Origin of the sequence: Acinetobacter sp. A1-4-2, assembly GCF_040233925.1 — a bacterium.
Taxonomy (GTDB): Bacteria; Pseudomonadota; Gammaproteobacteria; order Pseudomonadales; family Moraxellaceae; genus Acinetobacter.
In genome coordinates this window covers 590,846-612,277 of the sequence record NZ_CP157981.1, presented here as the reverse complement: position 1 = coordinate 612,277, position 21,432 = coordinate 590,846, and the positions used below count along the sequence as shown (strand labels likewise).

Genomic DNA, 21,432 nt, shown 5'->3' with positions numbered 1-21,432 from the left:
TCTCAGTCGTTATTATGGTGCTAGAAATTTGAAGTACAAGGGGTTTGCACAAAACCAATTAAAAAATTCTGATCACTCGTTCTAGCACACGACAGCTAAGGCCAAACAATGTAACAAATTTTATACAGGCAATATAGTCATAAAATTCATCATTCATCCAGATTTTAACAATCAATCGCGGCCTCTATATTCCATATATTCATAAAGAAATACAAAAACACTATTTTCATTGCAAAAAAAATGCGTCATATTAGATCGCATCAACATAGATAACAAAGCAGATGAGGCTATAAAAATGACATTACGTTTAGGTGATACCGCACCGAATTTTGTGCAAGACTCAAGCGAAGGCACCATTAATTTTTACGACTTTTTGGGTGATAGCTGGGGGATTTTATTTTCCCATCCTGCAGACTACACACCGGTATGTACCACTGAACTGGGCTATACCGCAAAGCTGAAAGATGAATTTGCAAAACGCGGCGTTAAAGCGATTGCCTTGTCTGTCGATGATGTTGAATCACATAAAGGCTGGATTAACGATATTAACGAAACCCAAAATACCACGGTTAATTTCCCGATCATTGCCGATCAAGACCGTAAAGTATCTACTCTTTATGACTTTATTCACCCGAATGCCAGTGAAACCCTGACGGTTCGTTCTTTAGTGATTATTGATCCAAACAAAAAAGTACGTCTGATCATCACTTACCCAGCTTCAACTGGCCGTAACTTCAATGAAATTTTACGTGTGGTTGATTCGCTGCAACTGACCGATAATCATAAAGTGGCAACACCGGCCAACTGGCAGCAAGGTGAAGACGTGGTGATTGTGCCTTCTCTTAAAGATGAAGACGAAATCAAACAACGTTTCCCTAAAGGCTATAAAGCTGTAACACCATACTTACGCCTTACGCCACAGCCTGAGTGAGGATCAGCAAGGCACTGCCTTGCCCGAACGCAAGACGAGAAGCTATGCTTCGAGTTAAAACTAAAGCACTGCTTTTATTTTTGTGCAAGACAAGCGAAGCGCGTAGTTTCCGAACTGGACACTACTCTGCCCTTGCGCAAGGCTCACAGCTGCGCTGTGAGCGCAAAATATAAAAAGCACTGCTTTAGTTTTTCGCAAGACACGCGAAGCGCGTAATTTAAAATAAACAAATAATGTTCGCTCTAAACACAATATGAACAGCTATTCTAAAAATCAGGACTAAAATGACGAGCCATATCCTGATCTTGTTCAAGCCTGTCTGATGACGGGCTTTTTTATTCTGCTCAAAAATTAAATTACAAAATCAGGTTGGTGTTTATTTCACAGCCCGTTTATAAATACGCCTAATCATCTTAAGAATAAATATTGTGATCTATAACATTCATCATTTGCACTGTGGCACCATGTGCCCGGTTTGTGGTCCACTCTTCGGACAAAAGGGCTTACATGCCAAAGTGGTTTGTCATTGCCTGCTGCTTGAAACCGATCAAGGCTTAGTGCTGGTGGATACCGGTTTGGGCATTCAAGACTATTTGCATAGCAAAGCCCGTTTAGGCAATCTGGTTCCACGGCTAGGTCGTATTGAAAATAATTTAGAGCTCACAGCAATTGCGCAGATTCAAAAGCTCGGGTTTAGCCCTCAAGATGTGAAGCATATACTGATCTCCCATCTTGATTTTGATCATGCTGGCGGTATTTCCGATTTTCCGCATGCTACCGTGCATGTGCTTTCCAGCGAATATAATACTACTCAAAGCTTTTTTTCCCTAAAAAATAAAGCCCGTTATAAAACCCAGCAATTCAAGCAACACCGATACTGGAACTTCATCGAACCCAATCAAGGTGAAACCTGGTTTAACCTGCATCAAGTACAGGGATTTCGCTTATTTCAGGATGAAATTTTAATGATTCCACTTTTGGGCCATAGCCAGGGGCATTGTGGAGTTGCCATTAAACAGCAGGATGGCTGGCTGTTTTTCTGTGGCGATGCCTATTACTCTCACTTGCAACTCAACCCTAAAAACGGGCTGAAAACACTGGATAAACTGGAGCATTTTTTTGCTGAAAATAACCAGATGCGTATAGATAACTTGCACAACATCCAGCAACTGGCACAAAATGAAAAAAATATCGAGATTTTCTGTGCGCATGATCCGATTGAATTGGCGCGTTATCTAGCATGATCAAAAGAACAGTTGTTGCCATTTTACTGGGTAGCTCAAGCTTGATGGGATGCATGACCACACCCGCACTTCCACCTGAACAACGCCCTACGCACTGGGGAACATTAATTAATCAAACAGATAATTTTTATCAAATTAGCGAGCATGTGTTTCGTAGTGAGCAACCCACAATTGAGCTGATTCCGCAATTAAAGACCCATGATATTGATGTGGTGATTAATCTAAGATCAAGAAATAAAGATCTGACTATCCTGCCATCTACAGATTTTAACTTGGTTCATGTCCCCATCCACACCTGGGCAATGAACCGTGAAGATTTATTACAGGTCATGCGGCAGATTCAGCAAGCCAAGGCCTTAAATCACAAGATACTTATTCATTGTTATCACGGTTCAGACCGTACCGGTGCAAGTATTGCCATGTACCGGATTATTTTTGAAAACTGGCCGATTGCAGATGCACTCAATGAAATGAAACATGGTGGCTACGGTTTTCACCCCGTCTGGATTCATATTGACAAAATATTCAATCCTGAAAACGTAAAATGGATTCAACAGCAACTGTTGAATCCACCTTAGTTCAGCTTCAAGCCAGGTTTAGCGCTTATCGAGCGGAACCCAGTCAATCACCCATGCCGACTTCATTCCCAGACTTTCATCGGCAGTAATTTTTTTACGGGTAGCATCGGCAACATCACGATCTTTAGCTGGCCCAACCATAATGCGAACCCCTTTCGATGTTGGGCTCTTGGTGACCTTATAACCTTTGGCACGCAACCTGGAGGCCAGTGCATCTGCGTTGGCTTCATTGGCAGCCAAAGCCACTTGAACCATCCACTGTTTATCGCCATTTTCTAACAAATCACGCGCTTTTTCAGCTTCTGCTTTTTTCTTGGCTTCAGCTTTTTTCTTGGCTTCCAGTTCTTGCTCAGCCTGTTCTTTTTTCTTGGATTCTAGTGCTTTCTTTGCAGCCAGCTGTTTTTCAGTTTCTGCTTTACGTTTTAGCTCCGCATCATGCTTTGCCTTATCCTCGGCTGCTTTTTTCTCGGCTGCTTGCTTTGCGGCTAACTGCTTTGCGGCTTCAGCTTGGGCCTTACGTTTTTCTTCGGTTATTTTTTTATCAGCATCAGTTCGTTGTTGTTGAACTGTCTGCTGCTGTAACTTTTTTTCAGCGAGCAACTTTTCATCAGTCAGACGCTTTTGTTTAGCTTTTTCATCTTCTACCAGTTCAGGCGGAATATTATCCGAACTCTGCTGTGCTCCACTACGCAGAGCATTTAAAGCGGCATATTCTTCAGCTGCTTTACGTGCCGCATCTGCCTCAGCCTGTTGCTGCATCGCTAGGAACTCGGCTGCACGTGCTTCCTGTTCCGCAACCGCCTTTTCACGTGCCCGGCGTTGTTCTTCTAGTAAACGTTTTTCTGTTTCCACATCAACTGTTAAAGGCTGCAGCTGAACCATTTCCCCTTCTGCTGCCGGCTTTTTTTGCTCAACTTGAGCGGCTAAATCCGGAGTTCTGAGTTGGTTCTGATATATTTCTTCTTTACCCTTTAGAAGCAATGCTGCCAATAAAACACCACCACCTAATAAAACAACGCCTCCCATCCAGCGTTGTTTGCTATTCATTGACATTCTTCCAAATACTCCCATACCGCTTCTAAGGTATGAAATGAACCACATACCAAGATCAACTGATTATTTTTTGTTTCATTTAGCGCTGATTTAAAAGCCAATTGAACACTATTGAAGTGTTGTACTGTTTCACCCTGTAATGCTTCCTCAAGCTGCCCGATTGTGGCTGCTCGCGGAACGGTTAACGGGGCAATTTTCCATGTTAAAACAGTACCTTTCAACAAATCTACGACAGATTTGATGTCTTTGTCCGCCAACATGGAAAAAACGCTGATCACTTCTGTGTACTGTTTATTGTATTCCAAAAATTTTCGCAACTGATTTAACAAAAATTCTACGCCATGGGGATTATGTCCAGCATCAAAAATAACGGTTTTATCTTGAATATGGCGTATTTCAAAGCGACCTGGTAATTTTGCATTCTGAATGCCGTGTGCAATGGCATCCTGAGTCACATTTAAACCACTGACCAAAATCGCGGCCACAGCTGTGGAAATATTTTCCAGTGCTAGAGCACCAAGGGGAAGTTTTAAAGTACTGCCCGATGAGGCAAACATCCAGGCTTGACCATCATCCGTATATTGATAGAAATAATCACGATTGGCTGCAAACAGTTGCGCCTGACATTCATCGGCTTTATTTTGTATAGCTTGAGGAAGCTCTTGCGAACCACCAAAAATCACCGGAATATTCGGACGAATAATTCCAGCTTTCTCGAACGCAATTTTTTCAATGCTATCGCCGAGCCAGTCAGTGTGATCCAGGCCAATGTTGGTAATCACAGCGACATCCGGATCAATCACATTGACCACATCCAGACGACCACCCAGTCCGACTTCAAGCACCCAGACATCACATTGCTTGGCTTTAAAAATTACAAAAGCCGCGAGTGTGGTGGCTTCAAAGAAGGAAAGAGAGAGATCACAGTCACGACGGGCCTGATCCACTTGCACAAAGGCATCCACCAGGGTTTGATCATCCACCTCAATGCCAGCCAGTTTTACCCGTTCATTAAAACGGTAAATATGCGGTGACTGGTATAACCCCACTTTATAGCCTTGCGCATTTAAAATGGCAGCCAAAGTGGTGGTGGTTGAACCTTTCCCGTTGGTTCCCGCTACAGTCAGCACTTTGGCCTGTGGACGCGTTACACCGAGCTTTTCAGCCACAGGAATAACCCGTTCCAGACCTAAATCAATACCCGTAACGTGAACATGGCTCCAATAATCGAGCCATGTGTTTAAAGAGTCTGTTGCAAGTGGTGCTGTGTTCAAGACAAATTCATCAGTTTCGCTACAATACGATATACAGTATCACGTAATGCGTGACGATGAACAATTTGATCGATTACACCATGATCAAGCAAATATTCGGCGCGCTGGAACGGTTCTTCAAGTTTTTCACGTACGGTTTGCTCAATTACACGTTTACCGGCAAAACCAATCATGGCTTTAGGTTCAGCAATATGTACATCACCTAACATTGCCAAAGATGCAGTTACCCCACCATAAACTGGATGAGTTAATACCACCAAATACGGTAGGCCGGCATCTTTCATGCGTTGGATTGCAGCAGAGGTACGCGCCATTTGCATAAGAGATAACATGCCTTCCTGCATGCGTGCACCACCTGATGCAGCAAAGCAAATCAAAGGTTGTTTATCTGCAATCGCTTTTTCAGCTGCTTGCACAAAACGGTCACCCACCACTGTACCCATTGAACCGCCCATAAAGTCGAATTCAAATGCACATGCGATTAAAGGAATATCTTTAAGTAAACCCTGCATCACCACCAATGCTTCAGTTTCGCCGGTTTTCTTTTGTGCTTCAGACATACGGTCCGGATAGGCTTTGCTATCGACAAAATGCAGTGGATCTTTAGCAATAAATTCCTGACCCAATTCATTTTGTACCTGATCAAAGAACCAGTTCAGACGGTCGCGTGCTTTCATGCGCAAATGTTCATCGCATTGTGGACAAACATAGGTGTTAAATGTCATCGCAGTACGTGTAACCAGTGCGTGACATTCAGGGCACTCAATTGTTGGTTCAGTAAAGGTTGCCTTGAGTGCGGTTTGCTCATCGGGCGTGTGAATACCCGGAACATGACGTTCCGTCCACGGCTGCGCTGGGCTAAGAATTTTGCCTGGTTTCACTTCTTGATTCATACTAACTCATCGAGCGCAGCTCGAAGCTCCTTGACTTTATTGACCGTTTCAACAACGGCTTGTTCTGGCGCTAAGTTCGCAAACTGTTTTACAAATGCACTACCAACAATCACAGCATCAGCCGCTACACCCATGGCTTTTGCCGAGGCAGCATCGCTGATCCCAAAACCGACACCCACAGGAACGTCAGTCACAGCTTTAATTTTCTGGATACGGGCTGCTGCTTCAGCAATATCTAAAGTTGCAGCACCAGTTACCCCTTTCAAGGATACATAGTAGATAAAACCACTGGCTTGGTTCGCTACATGCTGGATACGCTCATCGGTCGATGTAGGCGCCAGCAAGAAAATTTGATCCATATTGAATTTCTTCAATACATCATCAAAATCTTTGGCTTCTTCAGGAGGTAAATCTACCAGAAGTACACCATCGACACCGCATTCATTGGCCATTGACACAAACTTTTCATAACCGATCACTTCTACAGGGTTGAGATACCCCATCAAAACTACCGGTGTTTCTGCATCTTTTTGACGGAACTCTTTCACCATGTTCAAAGCGTCCAGCGTATTGGTTCCGCCTGCCAGTGCGCGTTCTGCTGCAAGGGCAATCACGGGACCATCCGCCATAGGGTCTGAAAATGGTAGACCAAGCTCAATCACATCTACCCCAGCCTCAACCATTTGATGTAACAATGGAACGGTTACTTGTGGATGAGGGTCGCCAGCCATCACATAGGAAACGAGCGCTTTACGCTGCTGAGATTTAAGCTGTCCGAAACGAGTGGCTAAACGTGACATAGGGTTGTACTTTCCTTGAATTATTAAAGAACTGAGGAGTTGGCTTTGTAGAAATACAAGACAACGCATTGTAACGCTATTTTTTACTCATTGAATAGAGCCTGAGCATTTCACGCTACTTTCGACTCAGCATCTCATTTTTTCAGAACAATCCGAGAGCACCATTTACTGATATTTACGACTTTTTCTCAATGATCAAAGATGCCTAATTTTGCTATGTAAACAAATATCCCTGATGAAGATAAACTTATTCTTATTGATAAAAAATTGATAAAAATAAATATGTTGTCTTTTAAATTTAAAGTTTGAGGCAATAGCAAAAACCTGCACTCTAGGACACAGACTTTTTATTTTTTATAATATAAGATTGCCGAATGCAAAGGTGAACTGCATGTCTGCTTAGTTGCGCTGCATTTCAAAGTACCTTGAATACGCCCTTTTTATCGTTCAGATTGTGCTTTCAGTTGCTGTTTTCGCTGTAATAAGGTTTGACCACTATAGGCTTTATAAGCACGCGCCAAAGCTGACTGATCTGAATAGTCCAGACACATGGCCATTTCCGTAAAATTCATGCTTTGCAACAGTAACTGTTCACAGCGTTTCATGCGCTCGGTTTCAAGCAGTTTTTTAAAGGAAGTATTTTGTTTATACAGTTGACGCTGCAAGGTCCGTACAGATACATGCAATTCATCCGCCAGCCATTCTATTTTCGGGGACTGTTCCTTAACCCGCAAATATTCAGCCAGTTTTTGCTGAATATGCAGCAATAGATTTTCATAATGGGGTTTGGCAGCAATGGCATCTTCTGCCTGCCTGAGTAGAAGCTGCATTAAAGAGGGATCAGCCAGCTCGGACTTCAGCTCTAAGTTTTCCACATTGATCTCAAAAGAATAATCCGACTGTTTAAATTCCACTTTGCAAGCAAAAAACCGTTGATAATGATCATCTGCCATTTGTGGACTATGGGCAAAATTGATCTGCAATAGCTGGAATTTTTGAGCCGGAAAAATCTGCCGGGCCAAATGCACCATACAGGCCATAGTCATCTCATTGAGCAAGGCATATTTTAAATCATGAAAAGGCCAGCTTAAACAGATCTTTTTGTCCCGTTGATGCATCTGTATCGGGCTAACATCTGCCCCGTCAATGACCAGACGGCTAAAGCGGATCACATATTGCAATGCCTCTGCCACACTGTTACTTCGAGTCGCCATATAGCCCAGTACACCAAAATGTTCAGGACGGATCAGGCAGGCCATTTCAAACAGCAATTGCGGACAATCCATCTGTTTTTGAGTCAGCTGCATGACTTCTGCAAAAAATGAATAGGCTGATTGTGAATCGATAGGCAAAGATAGAACATAACGCAGTTGTGCTTGATGCGGTTGCAAACAGGTCAGGCTAAAGAGGTCCACCCCCTGCTGCTGTAAATACATTTGTAGCAGCTGAAAATAGCCATTGGGTATTTGCAATTCTTGCACGGGGCATCCTGATTATTTTTGACATTTTATATTTTCATTTTGGCGTAAAATGTATAAAAAATGGCAACAACTGTCAAAACAAAAGAGAAAAATCCCGACATACTGCAATGGTCTAAGGCAATTGAAGTAAAACGACATGAATGCCATTGTCCAAGCACAGATTATTCCCGTCGTACGTCGTAATCTGGATTTCAAGCTGAATGAGGTGCCGCGTTTCTGGTTCGGAGGCGATCCATTTATTACCCGGATGTTTGATGCACTCAGCCTGACTTTTCCCGATGGCGAACGTTACTTCATTCAGTCAGTCCGTCTGTTCCGCGACCAGATTACCGATCCGGAGTTAAAGCAGCGTGTAGCAGAATTTATCGGTCAGGAAGCACAGCACGGCATTGCGCATGACAAAATGAATCAGGTCATGAAAGAACAAGGCATGCCTGTCGATCAGTTTATTCAGCGTTTGAATAAAATTTTTAAATTCGAGCTGGAAAAACGTTCTCCGCAATACAATATTGCCATGACGGCTGCTGCTGAACACTTGACGGCTTTAATGGCAGAAACCTTTTACAGCCATAAAGAGACGTTAAGAGATGCCCATCCTTATGTACGGGCACTGTTTGCCTGGCATGCGATTGAAGAAATGGAACACCGGGATGTCGCTTTTGATGTCATGAAGCAGGTCGGCAATGTGCCTGAAAGTACCCGTAAATTTGTTCTGGCCTGGACCACGGCATTAATGTTCGGCTTTACCCTTTACCGTGCCAATGTCATGTTAAAGCATGACGGGTTTAGCTCATTACAACGTCTGCAAATGAATATTCGCGGATTACCGTGGTTCTTTGGAAGAAAGGGCACGCTCAGCAAAATGAGCAAACAATATCGCGACTGGTTTAAAAAGGATTTTCATCCCAGCCAGCATCCGGTGATTGCCCAATATGATGTCTGGGTCAAAACCCTGCAACAGACCGGTGATCCGATCCAGGCTGGAGAAGCATTTTGGCAGGCAGCTAAAGACTAGGCCTTATATGAATTGAATTAAATTGAGACCAACCAAGTCCAGACTCACCTCCACTTGGTTTTTTAGTCAGTGTGTTACCACTTGGCATAATGCTGTTCGAGCAAACCATATTCATTGATCAAGACAATTTCCTGATCATCTTGCTGAATGGTCCCGCTAATTTTAGCTTGCCATTGGCTGAACTGACTGCCCACCAGTCTTAAATTCAGATTTTCATAACGTCGCCAGCCCGTTTTGACATCCAGATTTAATTTTTCATCCAGTGAGCGAATTGTCCAGTGCCCCTCATCCTGATGCTGGAATAAAACATCACTGACAGGATACAACACGCCATTCACCCATAAGCAGTTTTCATTGCCAAAACTTTCATTGACCCCGGAAGCCAGATTCAAACCGATCCGGTTATTTTGCGCATCCCAAAAATTGCAGGATAACCAGAACCAGGCCGTTTCCGGCCGTAGAAAACCACAGGTATCATCTAGTGATGCAAAAGTTCTTTCATTAAACTGTATGGTTTCACGCTGTTTATTGATAAAAAAACCTTCACAGGCCAAAGTCGTCAGTTTTTGCGTATAAGTCCAGCCATTAATTCCCGTCGGGCTACACATACTAAGCGGGTTTGTACCAGCACAGAAAATTCGCGCACTAAGCCTGATTTCACCATATTTGGTGACGTGGATATAACGCACGCCATTGGCATGCTGGATATCAATTTGAAAAGGCGACTTGGAAAAAAAACTCTGGTTATAAAGCGGCTGTTCATCTACCACGGTATTGCGTGATAACAGGTTAATCGCATTCCACTCTAAAACCTCATGGTTTTGATGATTATAAATATAGAAAAAGGCATGCCCAGCCCATGCAATATCGGCAATGGCCAGACCAATCGTATAATGGCCATGCTGAATACAACAAAATTTAAACTTTTTATATTTTAATCGCTTGCGCCAACCAGTTAAGACATCGCCATAAGGTGTCTTGTACTGGTATTGATTCAAATCGATGGTTTTGGGGAGGGCGCTAAAACGTCCATAATGCGGTTGTCCATTTGATTGAATCAAATCCATTTATCAAATTCCATCTAGCCAAGAGATAACAATTCCTTAGCGTTATTATGCCTATATAAGCGGAACTTGAAAGTGTCAAAAAGCATATTTCATCGAAAAATACAAAAATTTATAATATTTCACCTGGTCTAATATTTGATAAATATAATTTATTAATCAATTAGATATAAATCAACCCTCATCCAGCATTAAATAGGTATTTTCCCAGAGGTTCGCTGAAAACTGGCCTTCGACCAGCTCTACATAACGGCCATGAATATGATCAATCACAATACAATCATCTACATCTAATATTCGGTCAGTATGTTGCTTCTGCCAATGCTTGGCAAAATAAGCCTTCCCCCGTTGTTTTGCCAACATGGCATTTTGTGCCACAACCAGAACATAACGATGCAGTTCTCCAAACTCCTGGGCATCGTAGCCACCCAGATTAATTAAAAACAGATGTTCTGAAGATGAATTCGGTGCTGCATCGCTAAATTGGATTTGATAGTGTTTTCCGTCAAATTCAATCCCATTGATTTGCGCCCAGGCATCAATATGCAACCCTTTTTGTTCCCCAAACCATGCATTTTTCAGTTGTGGATAGACTTCTTGCAAAGTTTCACCAACTGCTAAAACCACATCATGGACTTCTGTATTGGCACGTGCATGACGACCACCGAGCATGACGATAAATAGGCTGGGCATGATTCTCTCCTTAATTTTAATCCTCCTCCCTTGCGAAACAGTGTTTCTCATCCTTTTTCAAAGGAGGGGGAACTTTACATGACAAAATTTAGTTAGGAGAATAATTATTACATCTCAATATGATACGCGCTGGCGACATGGATGTCGCCCGTTTGGCAGGAATACAAGGATGTATTCTCTGCCAAACAAAGGGGTTTTGTTACTTTTGCCCCGTCAAAAGTAAAGAATATATGTTCTTGCATCTTCGATACCCTTCTAAAAAGGAAAAGTTTTTCTGTATGTATAAAAAAATCGTGCTGAATTGCTTCAGCACGATTTTATTCTTTATAAAATCCACCCTTGCGGATTCAGAATATATTCTGAAGTCCTCACCTTTAAAAAAGGAGGGCTTCAAGGCAAATTACATCTCAACCATTTCTACGCCATCAATACGTGCCACAGTCATCAAGTCCTTATCGCCACGACCTGAAACAGTCGCAATAATAATTTGATCTTTAGACATGGTTGGCGCAAGTTTAGTCACATACGCCATCGCATGTGAACTTTCCAGCGCAGGAATAATCCCTTCAATCTGGGTTAAATCACGGAAACCTTGAAGCGCTTCCTGATCATTAATCGGCACATATTCAACACGGTGCATATCTTTCAAGAAACTGTGTTCAGGACCAACGCCCGGATAATCCAGACCGGCAGAAATTGAATGGGTTTCAATGATCTGGCCTTGCTCATCAGACATCAGATAAGTGCGGTTACCATGCAACACACCGACATGACCTGCGTTTAGCGGAGCAGAGTGCTTACCGGTTTCAATCCCCAAACCTGCTGCTTCCACACCATACATTTTCACGTCCTGATCGTTCAGGAATGGATAGAATAAACCGATCGCATTCGAGCCACCGCCCACACAAGCCACCAATGCATCTGGCAAACGGCCCGCCTGTTCCAGAATCTGGCGACGTGCTTCACGACCAATCACAGACTGGAAGTCACGTACCAGCATCGGATACGGATGAGGACCCGCCACTGTACCGATAATATAGTAGGTACTGTCTACATTCGTTACCCAGTCACGCATCGCTTCATTTAATGCATCTTTCAGGGTTTTAGAGCCGCTTTCTACTGGCACCACTTTAGCACCAAGCAAACGCATACGGTACACGTTCATAGCCTGACGTTTTACGTCTTCGGCACCCATATACACGACACATTCCAGGCCTAAACGCGCTGCAATCGTCGCTGTTGCCACGCCGTGCTGACCTGCACCGGTCTCCGCAATAATACGTTTTTTACCGGAAAGTTTTGCCAGCAGTGCCTGACCAATGGTGTTGTTGATTTTATGTGAGCCGGTATGGTTCAAGTCTTCACGTTTTAAGTAAATTTGCGCACCACCCAACTCTTTTGACCATCGCTCAGCATAATATAAAGGACTAGGACGACCTACATAGTAAGCCAGATCACGGTCGAATTCTGCCAGAAACTGTTCGTCATTTTTCATACGGAGATACAGCTTTTCTAGGTCTTCTAGAGCTGCCATCAGAGTTTCTGACACAAAACGTCCGCCATGGATACCGAAATGCCCTTTTGCATCAGGGAATTGGGTATAGTCAATCACATTATTTTGCTGATCCACGTAGGACTCCTTGCATAAAGCGTTCGATGAGTTGTTGGTCTTTTATACCTTTTGCGGACTCGACACCGCCGCTCACATCCACAGCATAGGCTTGTGTGGTGAGAATTGCCTGCTCGATATTGTCAGGGTTTAAGCCCCCTGCCAAGATGAGCGGAATATTTAATTTTGGGAAAGTGGTCCAGTCAAAGCTATGCCCGGTGCCCCCTTTTAAATCTGGATGCCAGGCATCTAACAGCACAGCACTTGCCCCTGCATCCTGATAACTTTGAATTTCGGCTTGAATATCTAAACCTGGTTTCACCTGGATGGCTTTGTACCAGCGGCGGCCGACCTGTTTGGAAATATGCTGACACTGTTCAGGACTTTCATCACCATGAAATTGCAGCATATCCAGAGGCACATCTTTTAAAACGTGTTGAATGTCATCCGCAGATGCATTGACAAATAAACCCACTGTTTGCACATAGGCAGGTACATGCTGGATCAGTTCTTTCACTTGCTCTTTGGTCACACTACGTGGACTAGGTGGAAAAAATACAAAACCAATCGCATCTGCTCCTGCATTCACAACTGAATGTATATCTTCTATTCGTGTGATTCCGCAAATTTTGGCACGGGTTCGCATACAATTCGCTCTAATTTTTTAACCTTAACTTTGCCAATTTATAGTCATGCTATAAACATAAGGGCGAATCATTGTAATGCAATTTCTTTAGCTTGCGTAAAGTTCATCCGAATAATTCTTGTCTGACGTTGTTTATCAGCCATACTATCTTTATACTGCGCCCATCTTGCAACAAGTCAAAGCCTTAAAGCTTTAGGGAAGTTGGTGAAAATCCAACACTGCCCCCGCAACGGTAAAAAATGAAACGTCAATCAATTTAAACCTCTGGTTTACGCCACTGCATGAAAATGTGGGAAGGTGGATTGGCAGCATGGTGCCTGCCCTGCACATTTAAGTCCGGATACCTGCTTGTTGTGTTCTTTAACTCAATCATTCACGGGGAGTGAATGTATGGAGCACATTATGTCTATTCAATTTCAGCCTACAGCTTTAGTGGGCGCAATCGCTATTGCGATGGGTTTCTCTGCATCTGTCTCTGCACAAGACAATACAACGACTGTGAATGCTTCTTTAGACACTTTAGTCGTTACCGCAACACGCTCTGAAGAAAAGATTAAAGATGTGCCTGCGCGTATTTCAATTATTGAACCCCAAATTGTTGAACAATCACCAATTGCCTCTTTTCCTGATTTGCTCAAACATGATGCTACCATCAACATGGTTCAAAGTGGCGGTATGGGGCAACTTGCCGATATTTATTTACGTGGTACTGAATCAGACCATACTTTGATTTTACGTGATGGCATACGATTAAATAATGCATCTTCGGGTACAGCAAGCCTTGCTTTTATTGATACCACAGATATCAAACAAATCGAAATTCTAAAAGGCCCTGCTTCTGTTCTATATGGTACAGATGCTATTGGCGGTGTGGTTCAATTGATTTCAAAAAAACCTGAAAAAACAGGTGCATTCGTTACAGGTGAAATAGGAGAACATAAAACCTATAAATCTGTCATCGGTGCTGATTTATATGAAGACGGTTTTTATGCTCAAATTCGCGGCCAACGATTAGAATCTGATGCAACAAAAGTAACCAACCAAAAAACCAACAGCCATGAAACCGCTTCTTTTGATCAAAAAGGCTTTAGTACTAAATTTGGTGTGGAAAAAGAAAAATTTGCAACATCAATTGACTACAGTACCAATAAAGGCACCAGCCTATATGATGCTTATTCATTTAATGGTGCATTGCTGAAACAAGACTTTGAAAATGAAATTATCAATCTTCGTGGTCGTATAAACCTGACTGATCAATTTGAACTGAATGCACGTTTATCTCAATTTACGGATGAAGTCGACCAAAAAGATTCAACCGACTTTGTACATGGTAAAACTCAAGAAGCAGAACTCTATGGTAAATGGAACCTCATGCCTCAGCAGACTTTACTTACAGGTGTGACTCATCGCAATCTGGATGGCGATATTCTGTCTTATGGCACACCTTATAATGAAGATGTGGACTCAACTGGATATTATATTCAGCATCAATTTAACGGGACTAAACTCAACACCCAGATTGGTGTCCGTGTAGAAGACAATGAAAAATATGGGACTCATACTGTAGGTCAAATTGCTGCTCGCTACCAATTGCTGCCATCAACCAGCGCATATGTAAATGTAGGTACAGCATTTAAATCGCCAACCTTGAATGAACTTTATAATTCATGGAATGGCAACCCAGATCTGAACCCTGAAGAAAGTACATCTTATGAAATTGGTTTTGACCAAAATCTGGCTTATGGTTTGCAAACAGGTTTATCTGCTTACTACACAGAAGTTAAAGATTTGATCGCCTCAGGCAGCAATGGCAAACTGACAAATATTCAAAAGGCTACTTATCAAGGTGGTGAGGCTTATTTAGGCTGGCAGCAAGATGATTTATTTGCCAAAGCAACCTATAGCTACGTTAAACCTCAAAATGAAGCAACTCATCAAGATTTAAATCGTCGCCCTCGTCAAGGTTTTACCTTAACAACTGGCTTACAAAACGAAGTATATGGTATTAGTGCATCTTTGGTCGCTAAATCCAAATCTAAAGATTGGGATAAAAACTACAAGAACCCGGGCTATGCGACGGTTGATGTAAATGCTTTCTGGAATGTAAACCCAAATGTGAAACTATTTACCAATATTCAAAATATTGGGGATGTTGAATATAAGACTGCATACCAAGACCAAGGTTATTACTATGTCAACGGCGGTCGCCTCGCTTCTGCGGGTGTAACCTTCCGTTACTAAGCTCTTAACAGCAAAAAATTTTAAAACAGCGCAGTTTATGGATAATGTTATGACCGACATTATCCTTTTTTATTGTATTCATCAAAAACTCAAGGAACAGATATGGGCCACCGTTTAAGTAAAATCTATACCCGTACCGGCGACTCAGGCACAACTGGACTCGGTGATGGTTCGCGTGTCGCCAAAGATGACTTGCGCATTACGGCACTAGGCGATGTGGATGAGCTGAATGCCTGTATTGGCGTACTTCGCTCACAGATTGCCCACAGTACTATTGCAGAAAAAGCCAACTGGGATAAATCCTTAAGCCTGATTCAGCACTGGTTATTCGACCTCGGCGGTGAAGTCTGCATTCCAAACTTTAACCTGGTTCAAGCGGTTTCCATCGAGTTTTTGGAAAATGACATTGACCGTATGAACGAAGCATTGCCAATGCTGAAAGACTTTATATTACCTGCCGGAACTTTAGCTTGCAGTTATGCCCATCAGGCCCGTGCCGTCTGCCGTCGTGCCGAGCGCAGTGTAATGTCGGTACATAGCCGTGACCAGAATATTCAGGCCAACTCGCTACAGTTGCTTAATCGCCTGTCCGACTGGTTATTTGTTGCATCGCGTACCTTGCAACGTGCTGAAGGCGGATCTGAAGTGCTTTGGCAAAAAAATATTAATGAGACGATTTGAAAAAATTAAAATTTAAATCTGCTATTTGATACTCGGCCACGTCATCTGCAACTGTTCGAGGCAGGACTATATTTAAAGTCTAATGTTTTTGCGAAAAACTTAAAAAAATTACGGTTTTTGACGAGTTTTGCAGATGATAATGGTTTTGCCTACTTTTGCCGAAACAAAAGTAGGTCGAACCGAAGGTTAATTTTCAAGATATAATTCAAATGAAAAGACGCTGTAGTGACAATATTCCTTAAAGAAATTAATAAATCCATATTTAAAATTTGAAGTAAAATAACTTTCATAAATTGTCTTAGAGATACACATGCGAATCATCGGACATCGTGGTGCACGCGGAGAAGCCCCTGAAAATACCTTGGGCGGATTTCAGTATATCCATGACCTAGGCATTCGGGCAGTCGAATTTGATGTCCGTCAGCTCAAAGACGGTGAACTCATCATCATGCACGATGACAATTTCCTAAGAACCACAGGTACCAATCAGGCACTCTATGATTTAAACAGTCACCAGCTTGAAGCTTATAATCAGGCACATATCTGGATAGACTGGGAAAAACAGCTTACCCCGACACTCCGTCAAACCCTGAGCATTATTCATGACTTTGAACATATTGAAGTTGAAGTCAAAGAAGTGGCAACCATGTTCGATGCTGAAAAACTGGTTTTAGAATTACAACAACAGTTACATGGTTTTGAACAAACTGCCGTGATCACCAGTTTCGATTTAAAAATTCATCAGGCTTTAAAACGGCAATACTCCATTTTTAAACGCGGCTTACTAGTTGAAAATGACATTCAATACTTGGCTATTGAGCAGGCTTTAGAACTCGGTTGCTGTCAAATTGGCTGGATGAACCAGCTGGCAAGCGATGAGATGATTCAGGCCACACAACAGGCACATTTAGGCATTAGTGTCTGGACAGTCAATGAGGTTGAGCGTGCCAAGCATCTACAAAGCTTGGGAATAGATGGATTAATTACCGACTTTCCCAAAATGATGCTCGAACAACTTTAATAAAAGTTTCTGTCCCCACTTTTGTGACTCAATCCGCTATTTATTGAATCAAAAATGACTCACATCGCTGCTGTTCACGGAAGCAGCTTTGACCTTCGATAAAATCAATCAACCCTTCCCCGTATTCTGTTACTGTTTAGTACAATACACCTGTAGAATAATGCTAGTGAAGATTTGTTCGCTCATGCTAATATTGAAGAAGTCTTAATCCCTATAATTTGTATTGAATTAAGAATTCATTTATACCTTACCCTTATACGGTTCTAGGAGTGCTGTTGGAGATGAATGCTCCCTTACCCAAAGCCCCAATTAACTGGATTGCAGTGTTTGCATTGGTTTTTTTACCAATTGTGGCTGTAATCGCTATCCCTTTATATGCTTATCATCATGATTTTAGCTTAGGCGCGTGGATCAGCTTATTTGTACTGCTTGGTTTTAGCAGTTTAGGGATTACCGCGGGTTATCACCGCTTATGGGCACACCGTGCTTATGAAGCAACTCTTCCATTAAAAATTATTTTAATGATTATGGGTACTTTTGCTGTTCAGAACAGTATTTTGTTCTGGGCTTCAGGTCACCGTACTCATCATCGTCATGTTGATGATGTCGAGAAAGACCCATATTCAATTAATAATGGCTTTTGGTATGCGCATATGGGATGGATGCTTCGTAACTATCCGGCAGCAGAAGCAAACTATAAAAATGCACCTGATTTGTTAAACGACAAAGTGGTGATGTTCCAAGACAAATATTACATTCCGCTGGTGATTGCCGTACACGTAGTCATTCTGACCACTGTAGGCTGGGCTGTGGGTGACATGTGGGGCATCGTGTTATTGGGTGGTTTACTCCGTCTGATCTTGAGCCATCATGTAACTTTCTTCATTAACTCACTGTGTCACATGTGGGGCAAACGTCCTTATACCGACGAAAACACTGCGCGTGACAATTTCATTTTAGCCATTGCCACTTGGGGTGAGGGTTATCACAACTACCACCACATTTTCCAGTACGATTACCGTAACGGCGTGAAATGGTGGCAGTATGACCCGACAAAATGGTTGATCTGGTCCTGTTCAAAAGTCGGTTTGGCTAAAAACTTACGACGTATTCCAAGCTTTAATATTAAAAAAGCAGAATTGGCAATGCGCTTTAAATATGCTGAACAGGATTTGGCAGTATATGGCCATAATGTCAATGAAGATATGGCAACGGCTAAACTTCGTATTGCTCAGGAATACGAAGCTTTTACCCAAACTTTAAATGACTGGGCAACACTGAAAGAGCAAGAGATTCAAGTCAAGAAAGCCTCTGTTGCTGAAAAAATTCATCAAATGGATAACAAACTTAAAGTTGATTTCCAATTGGTTGAACAGCGCCTTGTTCATCATCGCGACAGCTTGAAAATTTTAATGCGTAGTATTAAAAAGAATCCTGTTTCAGAATAAAAGCTGCTTCAATATAAAGCCCCAACAATGGGGCTTTATTCATTTTTGTGGTTTAAATTTGCTATAGTGATCACATCTCCCCCAATTTTTAGATTGTCCCATGCAATTTAATCCGCGTTACCCTTCGCTCAATCCCAAGCTTTATCATCATCAAATGCCTGTTCCCTTAAAAGGCGCCAAAGCTGGTCATTTCAATGCAGCACTGGCTGATGAATTACAGTGGTCAGAACAGGATAAAGCTCAATGGGTGGAAATCTGTAGTGGACAAAAAACCTTTGCTGAATTTCCCCCCTTGGCCATGGTCTATGCCGGACATCAGTTCGGGCAATGGGCAGGACAATTGGGTGATGGTCGTGGTTTACTGATTGCACAAATTTTAGATAAAAGCCAACAAACCATTGACCTACATTTAAAAGGTGCCGGCTCTACCCCCTACTCTCGTATGGGTGATGGTCGTGCGGTATTACGTTCAGTGATTCGCGAATACCTGGCCGGTCATGCGCTGAATGCTTTGGGCATTGCATCGAGTAATGCCGTGGGGTTCACCTCTTCCACCCAAGGCATACAACGGGAAAAGCTGGAACCGGGCGCGATGATGCTGCGGACTTCAGACTGTCATATTCGCTTTGGACATTTTGAATGGATCAACCAATATCAGCCCGACCTTCTAGAAGAATTCATACAGAAATGTATGGAATGGCACTATCCTGAATGTCTGCAAGCTGAACAGCCAATTTTGGCTTTTGCCACCCAAGTCATCCAGCGTACTGCGGTGATGATCGCCAAGTGGCAGCTGGTCGGTTTTGCTCATGGGGTGATGAATACCGACAACCTGAATATTACCGGTTCAACGCTTGACTTCGGTCCTTATGGATTTATGGAACGTTTCCGCCCGAACTGGATCAATAACCACTCAGATTACCAAGGTCGTTATACCTACCAGCAGCAACCAAGTATTGGTCACTGGAACTTATGGATGTGGCTGAACAACCTGATTCGACTAAAAAAAGATCCTGCTGAAAAAGAACAGTTCAAAGAAGATTTGGCTAAATGTTTAGAACATTTTGAAACCACTTTCCTCGAGCATTACACCCTTGGATTGTGTCAAAAAATGGGACTGCCAAGTTTCCACAAAGACAGTTTTGATTGTGGCATGGCTTTCTTACGCATTCTGCAAAGTGAACAGCTCGACTACACCCAAAGCTTTATTCGTTTACAGAATAAGCAATATGAAAGCATTAAAGATGACTGCCTAGACCGCCGCCAGTTTGAAAGTTTCCTGGCTCAATATGAAAACATTCGGGCGAATCAGGATACTGATGAACTGGATGCCGAAATGGCCAAAGCCAATCCGCAATATATTTTACGCAATCACATGGCTCAGAAAGCCATTGAACTGGCAGAACGGGATGATTTTTCCGAAGTCGAGCGTCTGTTTAAATTGCTAAGCCAACCTTATATTAAACAGCCTGATTTAGAACAGCCTGAAGATTTAGCTCCTTTACCGAGTGATGTGCCTGAAGTGATGGTGAGCTGTTCTTCCTAAAGTTAATCCACAACCAACTTGAGAACTGTGGATAATTTCAGCATTATCCACAGAGTCTATTTGACAATAAAAAGATTAAAGCCAGAACTTAACTATGTCCTTACATCGTCTTGCATACCAAACTGCACTTCAATTTCCTGAAGTGACTTGTACCCAGCCTTTTGGTGATGGCTGTGACGTATTTAAAGTCATGGATAAAGTCTTTATGCTGAATTTTCATTTAGAAGGCCAAGCAGCGATTAACTTAAAAGTTATCCCGGATGATGGTGCCATGCTACGGGATATTTATCCTTATATTCGTGCCGGATGGCATATGAATAAACAGCACTGGATAACTGTTTATGAGGATGAACATCTGAATGCAACTTTGGTTCAGGATTTGATAAGGGATTCTTATGATTTGGTGGTCAGCAAACTGAATAAAATACAGCAAAAACGTATCGCCCTATTAAAGTCAGCAATATAAAAAAAGCGAGCCATTCTCATGACTCGCCTCGTTTAGATTTAATTAAAAAATTAAATCAGTCTTCAGGATATTCAAAACGATAGCCCACACCATATACCGCCTGAATCCATTCATGACGGTTGCCTGTTTCGGCAGCATCAGAAATTTTACGACGCAGGTTTTTAATATGACTATCAATCACTCGGTCTGCCACATCAAAACTGTCCGGATTGATATGGTCGAGCAATTGCGCACGTGAATAGACTTGACCGACATGTTCCAGAAACAACTCCAATAAACGGAATTCCGTTGGGGTCAGGTTCAAGGTTTTTTGCTGATACCAGATGCGTTGCTGGGCTTTGTCCATCCGGAACAGGCTGTTTTGTTCAGGCTCAACTTGACGATCCAGACGACGCAATACCGCTTGTACCCGTGCAACCAGTTCTTTCGGGCTAAAAGGCTTGCAGATATAATCGTCTGCGCCCATGTTCAAACCCAGTACACGGTCAATTTCTTCAGTGCGGGCAGTCACCATAATAATCGGCAAATCGGATTGTTCACGCACTTTACGGCAAATGGTCAGGCCATCCATACGTGGCACCATCAGGTCCAAAATCATCAAACTGGGCTTACGTTGCAAAAAGCTGTCATAGGCTTCTTGCCCATCATGAAACATGCTGACTTCAAAACCCGCAGCTTCCAGATAGTCCCGCACCAGTTGTGCAAGTTCAACTTCATCTTCTACCAGCATGACATGTTTCATGAATGT

At 42.6% G+C, this 21,432-nt stretch carries 20 protein-coding genes and 1 riboswitch; of the genes, 10 read left to right on the top strand and 10 right to left on the bottom strand.

The genetic code is table 11. From position 1 onward, the window contains the following. The first annotated feature begins 295 nt into the window (after positions 1–295). The 3 genes from ABJ384_RS02960 (at position 296) to ABJ384_RS02950 (ending at position 2,753) form a co-directional block, all read left to right on the top strand. A complete protein-coding gene (locus ABJ384_RS02960; RefSeq protein WP_086197497.1) occupies positions 296–931 on the top strand; it encodes a peroxiredoxin in 636 nt (211 codons plus the stop codon). 428 nt (positions 932–1,359) lie between these two features. Next, on the top strand, positions 1,360–2,175 hold the full coding sequence (locus ABJ384_RS02955; RefSeq protein ID WP_349928765.1) for an MBL fold metallo-hydrolase: 816 nt from the start codon (positions 1,360–1,362) through the stop codon (positions 2,173–2,175). Further along, on the top strand, positions 2,172–2,753 hold the full coding sequence (locus ABJ384_RS02950; RefSeq protein WP_349928763.1) for a dual specificity protein phosphatase family protein: 582 nt from the start codon (positions 2,172–2,174) through the stop codon (positions 2,751–2,753). The genes ABJ384_RS02955 and ABJ384_RS02950 overlap by 4 nt, the downstream gene beginning before the upstream one ends. A gap of 18 nt (positions 2,754–2,771) precedes the next feature. On the opposite strand, the gene ABJ384_RS02945 is transcribed toward ABJ384_RS02950, so the two are convergent. The 5 genes from ABJ384_RS02945 to ABJ384_RS02925 all read right to left on the bottom strand — a co-directional run bounded on the left by ABJ384_RS02945 (position 2,772) and on the right by ABJ384_RS02925 (position 8,254). Then, a complete protein-coding gene (locus tag ABJ384_RS02945) occupies positions 2,772–3,806 on the bottom strand; it encodes an SPOR domain-containing protein (RefSeq protein WP_349928761.1) in 1,035 nt (344 codons plus the stop codon). Continuing rightward, a complete protein-coding gene (gene folC, locus ABJ384_RS02940; protein WP_349928759.1) occupies positions 3,797–5,080 on the bottom strand; it encodes a bifunctional tetrahydrofolate synthase/dihydrofolate synthase in 1,284 nt (427 codons plus the stop codon). The genes ABJ384_RS02945 and folC overlap by 10 nt, the downstream gene beginning before the upstream one ends. Next, positions 5,077–5,973, bottom strand: coding sequence for an acetyl-CoA carboxylase, carboxyltransferase subunit beta (gene accD / locus ABJ384_RS02935; protein ID WP_349928757.1), 897 nt, complete (start codon positions 5,971–5,973; stop codon positions 5,077–5,079). Before accD ends, folC begins: the two co-directional genes overlap by 4 nt. Then, on the bottom strand, positions 5,970–6,773 hold the full coding sequence (trpA, locus tag ABJ384_RS02930) for a tryptophan synthase subunit alpha (RefSeq protein ID WP_086197503.1): 804 nt from the start codon (positions 6,771–6,773) through the stop codon (positions 5,970–5,972). Before trpA ends, accD begins: the two co-directional genes overlap by 4 nt. Before the next feature lie 440 nt (positions 6,774–7,213). Next, complete coding sequence (locus ABJ384_RS02925) at positions 7,214–8,254, bottom strand: AraC family transcriptional regulator ligand-binding domain-containing protein (RefSeq protein WP_349928755.1); 1,041 nt, start codon at positions 8,252–8,254, stop codon at positions 7,214–7,216. A gap of 136 nt (positions 8,255–8,390) precedes the next feature. On the opposite strand from ABJ384_RS02925, the gene ABJ384_RS02920 reads away from it, so the two are divergent. Further along, a complete protein-coding gene (locus ABJ384_RS02920; protein ID WP_349928753.1) occupies positions 8,391–9,269 on the top strand; it encodes a metal-dependent hydrolase in 879 nt (292 codons plus the stop codon). 74 nt (positions 9,270–9,343) lie between these two features. On the opposite strand, the gene ABJ384_RS02915 is transcribed toward ABJ384_RS02920, so the two are convergent. The 4 genes from ABJ384_RS02915 to ABJ384_RS02900 form a co-directional block, all read right to left on the bottom strand. Beyond that, the gene (locus ABJ384_RS02915; RefSeq protein WP_166171311.1) at positions 9,344–10,336 is read right to left on the bottom strand and encodes a DUF2804 domain-containing protein; all 993 of its coding nucleotides are present in this window, start codon (positions 10,334–10,336) and stop codon (positions 9,344–9,346) included. A 171-nt stretch (positions 10,337–10,507) separates the two neighbouring features. Further along, positions 10,508–11,026, bottom strand: a complete 519-nt coding sequence (locus tag ABJ384_RS02910) for a DUF1543 domain-containing protein (protein ID WP_166171309.1) — start codon at positions 11,024–11,026, stop codon at positions 10,508–10,510. Positions 11,027–11,426: 400 nt separating this feature from the next. Then, positions 11,427–12,656: a tryptophan synthase subunit beta gene (gene trpB, locus ABJ384_RS02905; RefSeq protein WP_166171307.1), complete on the bottom strand. Its 1,230-nt coding sequence runs from the start codon at positions 12,654–12,656 to the stop codon at positions 11,427–11,429. Further along, complete coding sequence (locus ABJ384_RS02900; protein WP_086197509.1) at positions 12,640–13,281, bottom strand: phosphoribosylanthranilate isomerase; 642 nt, start codon at positions 13,279–13,281, stop codon at positions 12,640–12,642. The genes trpB and ABJ384_RS02900 overlap by 17 nt, the downstream gene beginning before the upstream one ends. A 156-nt stretch (positions 13,282–13,437) precedes the next feature. After that, a riboswitch (cobalamin riboswitch) is annotated at positions 13,438–13,648 on the top strand. A gap of 35 nt (positions 13,649–13,683) precedes the next feature. Here ABJ384_RS02900 and ABJ384_RS02895 point away from each other — a divergent pair. The 6 genes from ABJ384_RS02895 (at position 13,684) to ABJ384_RS02870 (ending at position 20,684) form a co-directional block, all read left to right on the top strand. Beyond that, a complete protein-coding gene (locus ABJ384_RS02895; RefSeq protein WP_086197510.1) occupies positions 13,684–15,522 on the top strand; it encodes a TonB-dependent receptor in 1,839 nt (612 codons plus the stop codon). 102 nt (positions 15,523–15,624) lie between these two features. After that, complete coding sequence (locus ABJ384_RS02890) at positions 15,625–16,203, top strand: cob(I)yrinic acid a,c-diamide adenosyltransferase (RefSeq protein ID WP_086197511.1); 579 nt, start codon at positions 15,625–15,627, stop codon at positions 16,201–16,203. Between the two features lie 310 nt (positions 16,204–16,513). Then, positions 16,514–17,224: a glycerophosphodiester phosphodiesterase gene (locus tag ABJ384_RS02885; protein ID WP_086197512.1), complete on the top strand. Its 711-nt coding sequence runs from the start codon at positions 16,514–16,516 to the stop codon at positions 17,222–17,224. Positions 17,225–17,505: 281 nt separating this feature from the next. Beyond that, positions 17,506–18,672: an acyl-CoA desaturase gene (locus ABJ384_RS02880; RefSeq protein WP_349928750.1), complete on the top strand. Its 1,167-nt coding sequence runs from the start codon at positions 17,506–17,508 to the stop codon at positions 18,670–18,672. 100 nt (positions 18,673–18,772) lie between these two features. Beyond that, a complete protein-coding gene (locus ABJ384_RS02875) occupies positions 18,773–20,218 on the top strand; it encodes a protein adenylyltransferase SelO family protein (protein ID WP_349928748.1) in 1,446 nt (481 codons plus the stop codon). Between the two features lie 94 nt (positions 20,219–20,312). Next, on the top strand, positions 20,313–20,684 hold the full coding sequence (locus tag ABJ384_RS02870; RefSeq protein ID WP_180042870.1) for an MmcQ/YjbR family DNA-binding protein: 372 nt from the start codon (positions 20,313–20,315) through the stop codon (positions 20,682–20,684). A 55-nt stretch (positions 20,685–20,739) separates the two neighbouring features. Here ABJ384_RS02870 and ABJ384_RS02865 read toward each other — a convergent pair whose 3' ends face one another. Continuing rightward, entirely contained in the window at positions 20,740–21,426 is a 687-nt protein-coding gene (locus tag ABJ384_RS02865) for a response regulator (protein ID WP_086175456.1), read from the bottom strand. Positions 21,427–21,432 lie beyond the last annotated feature (6 nt).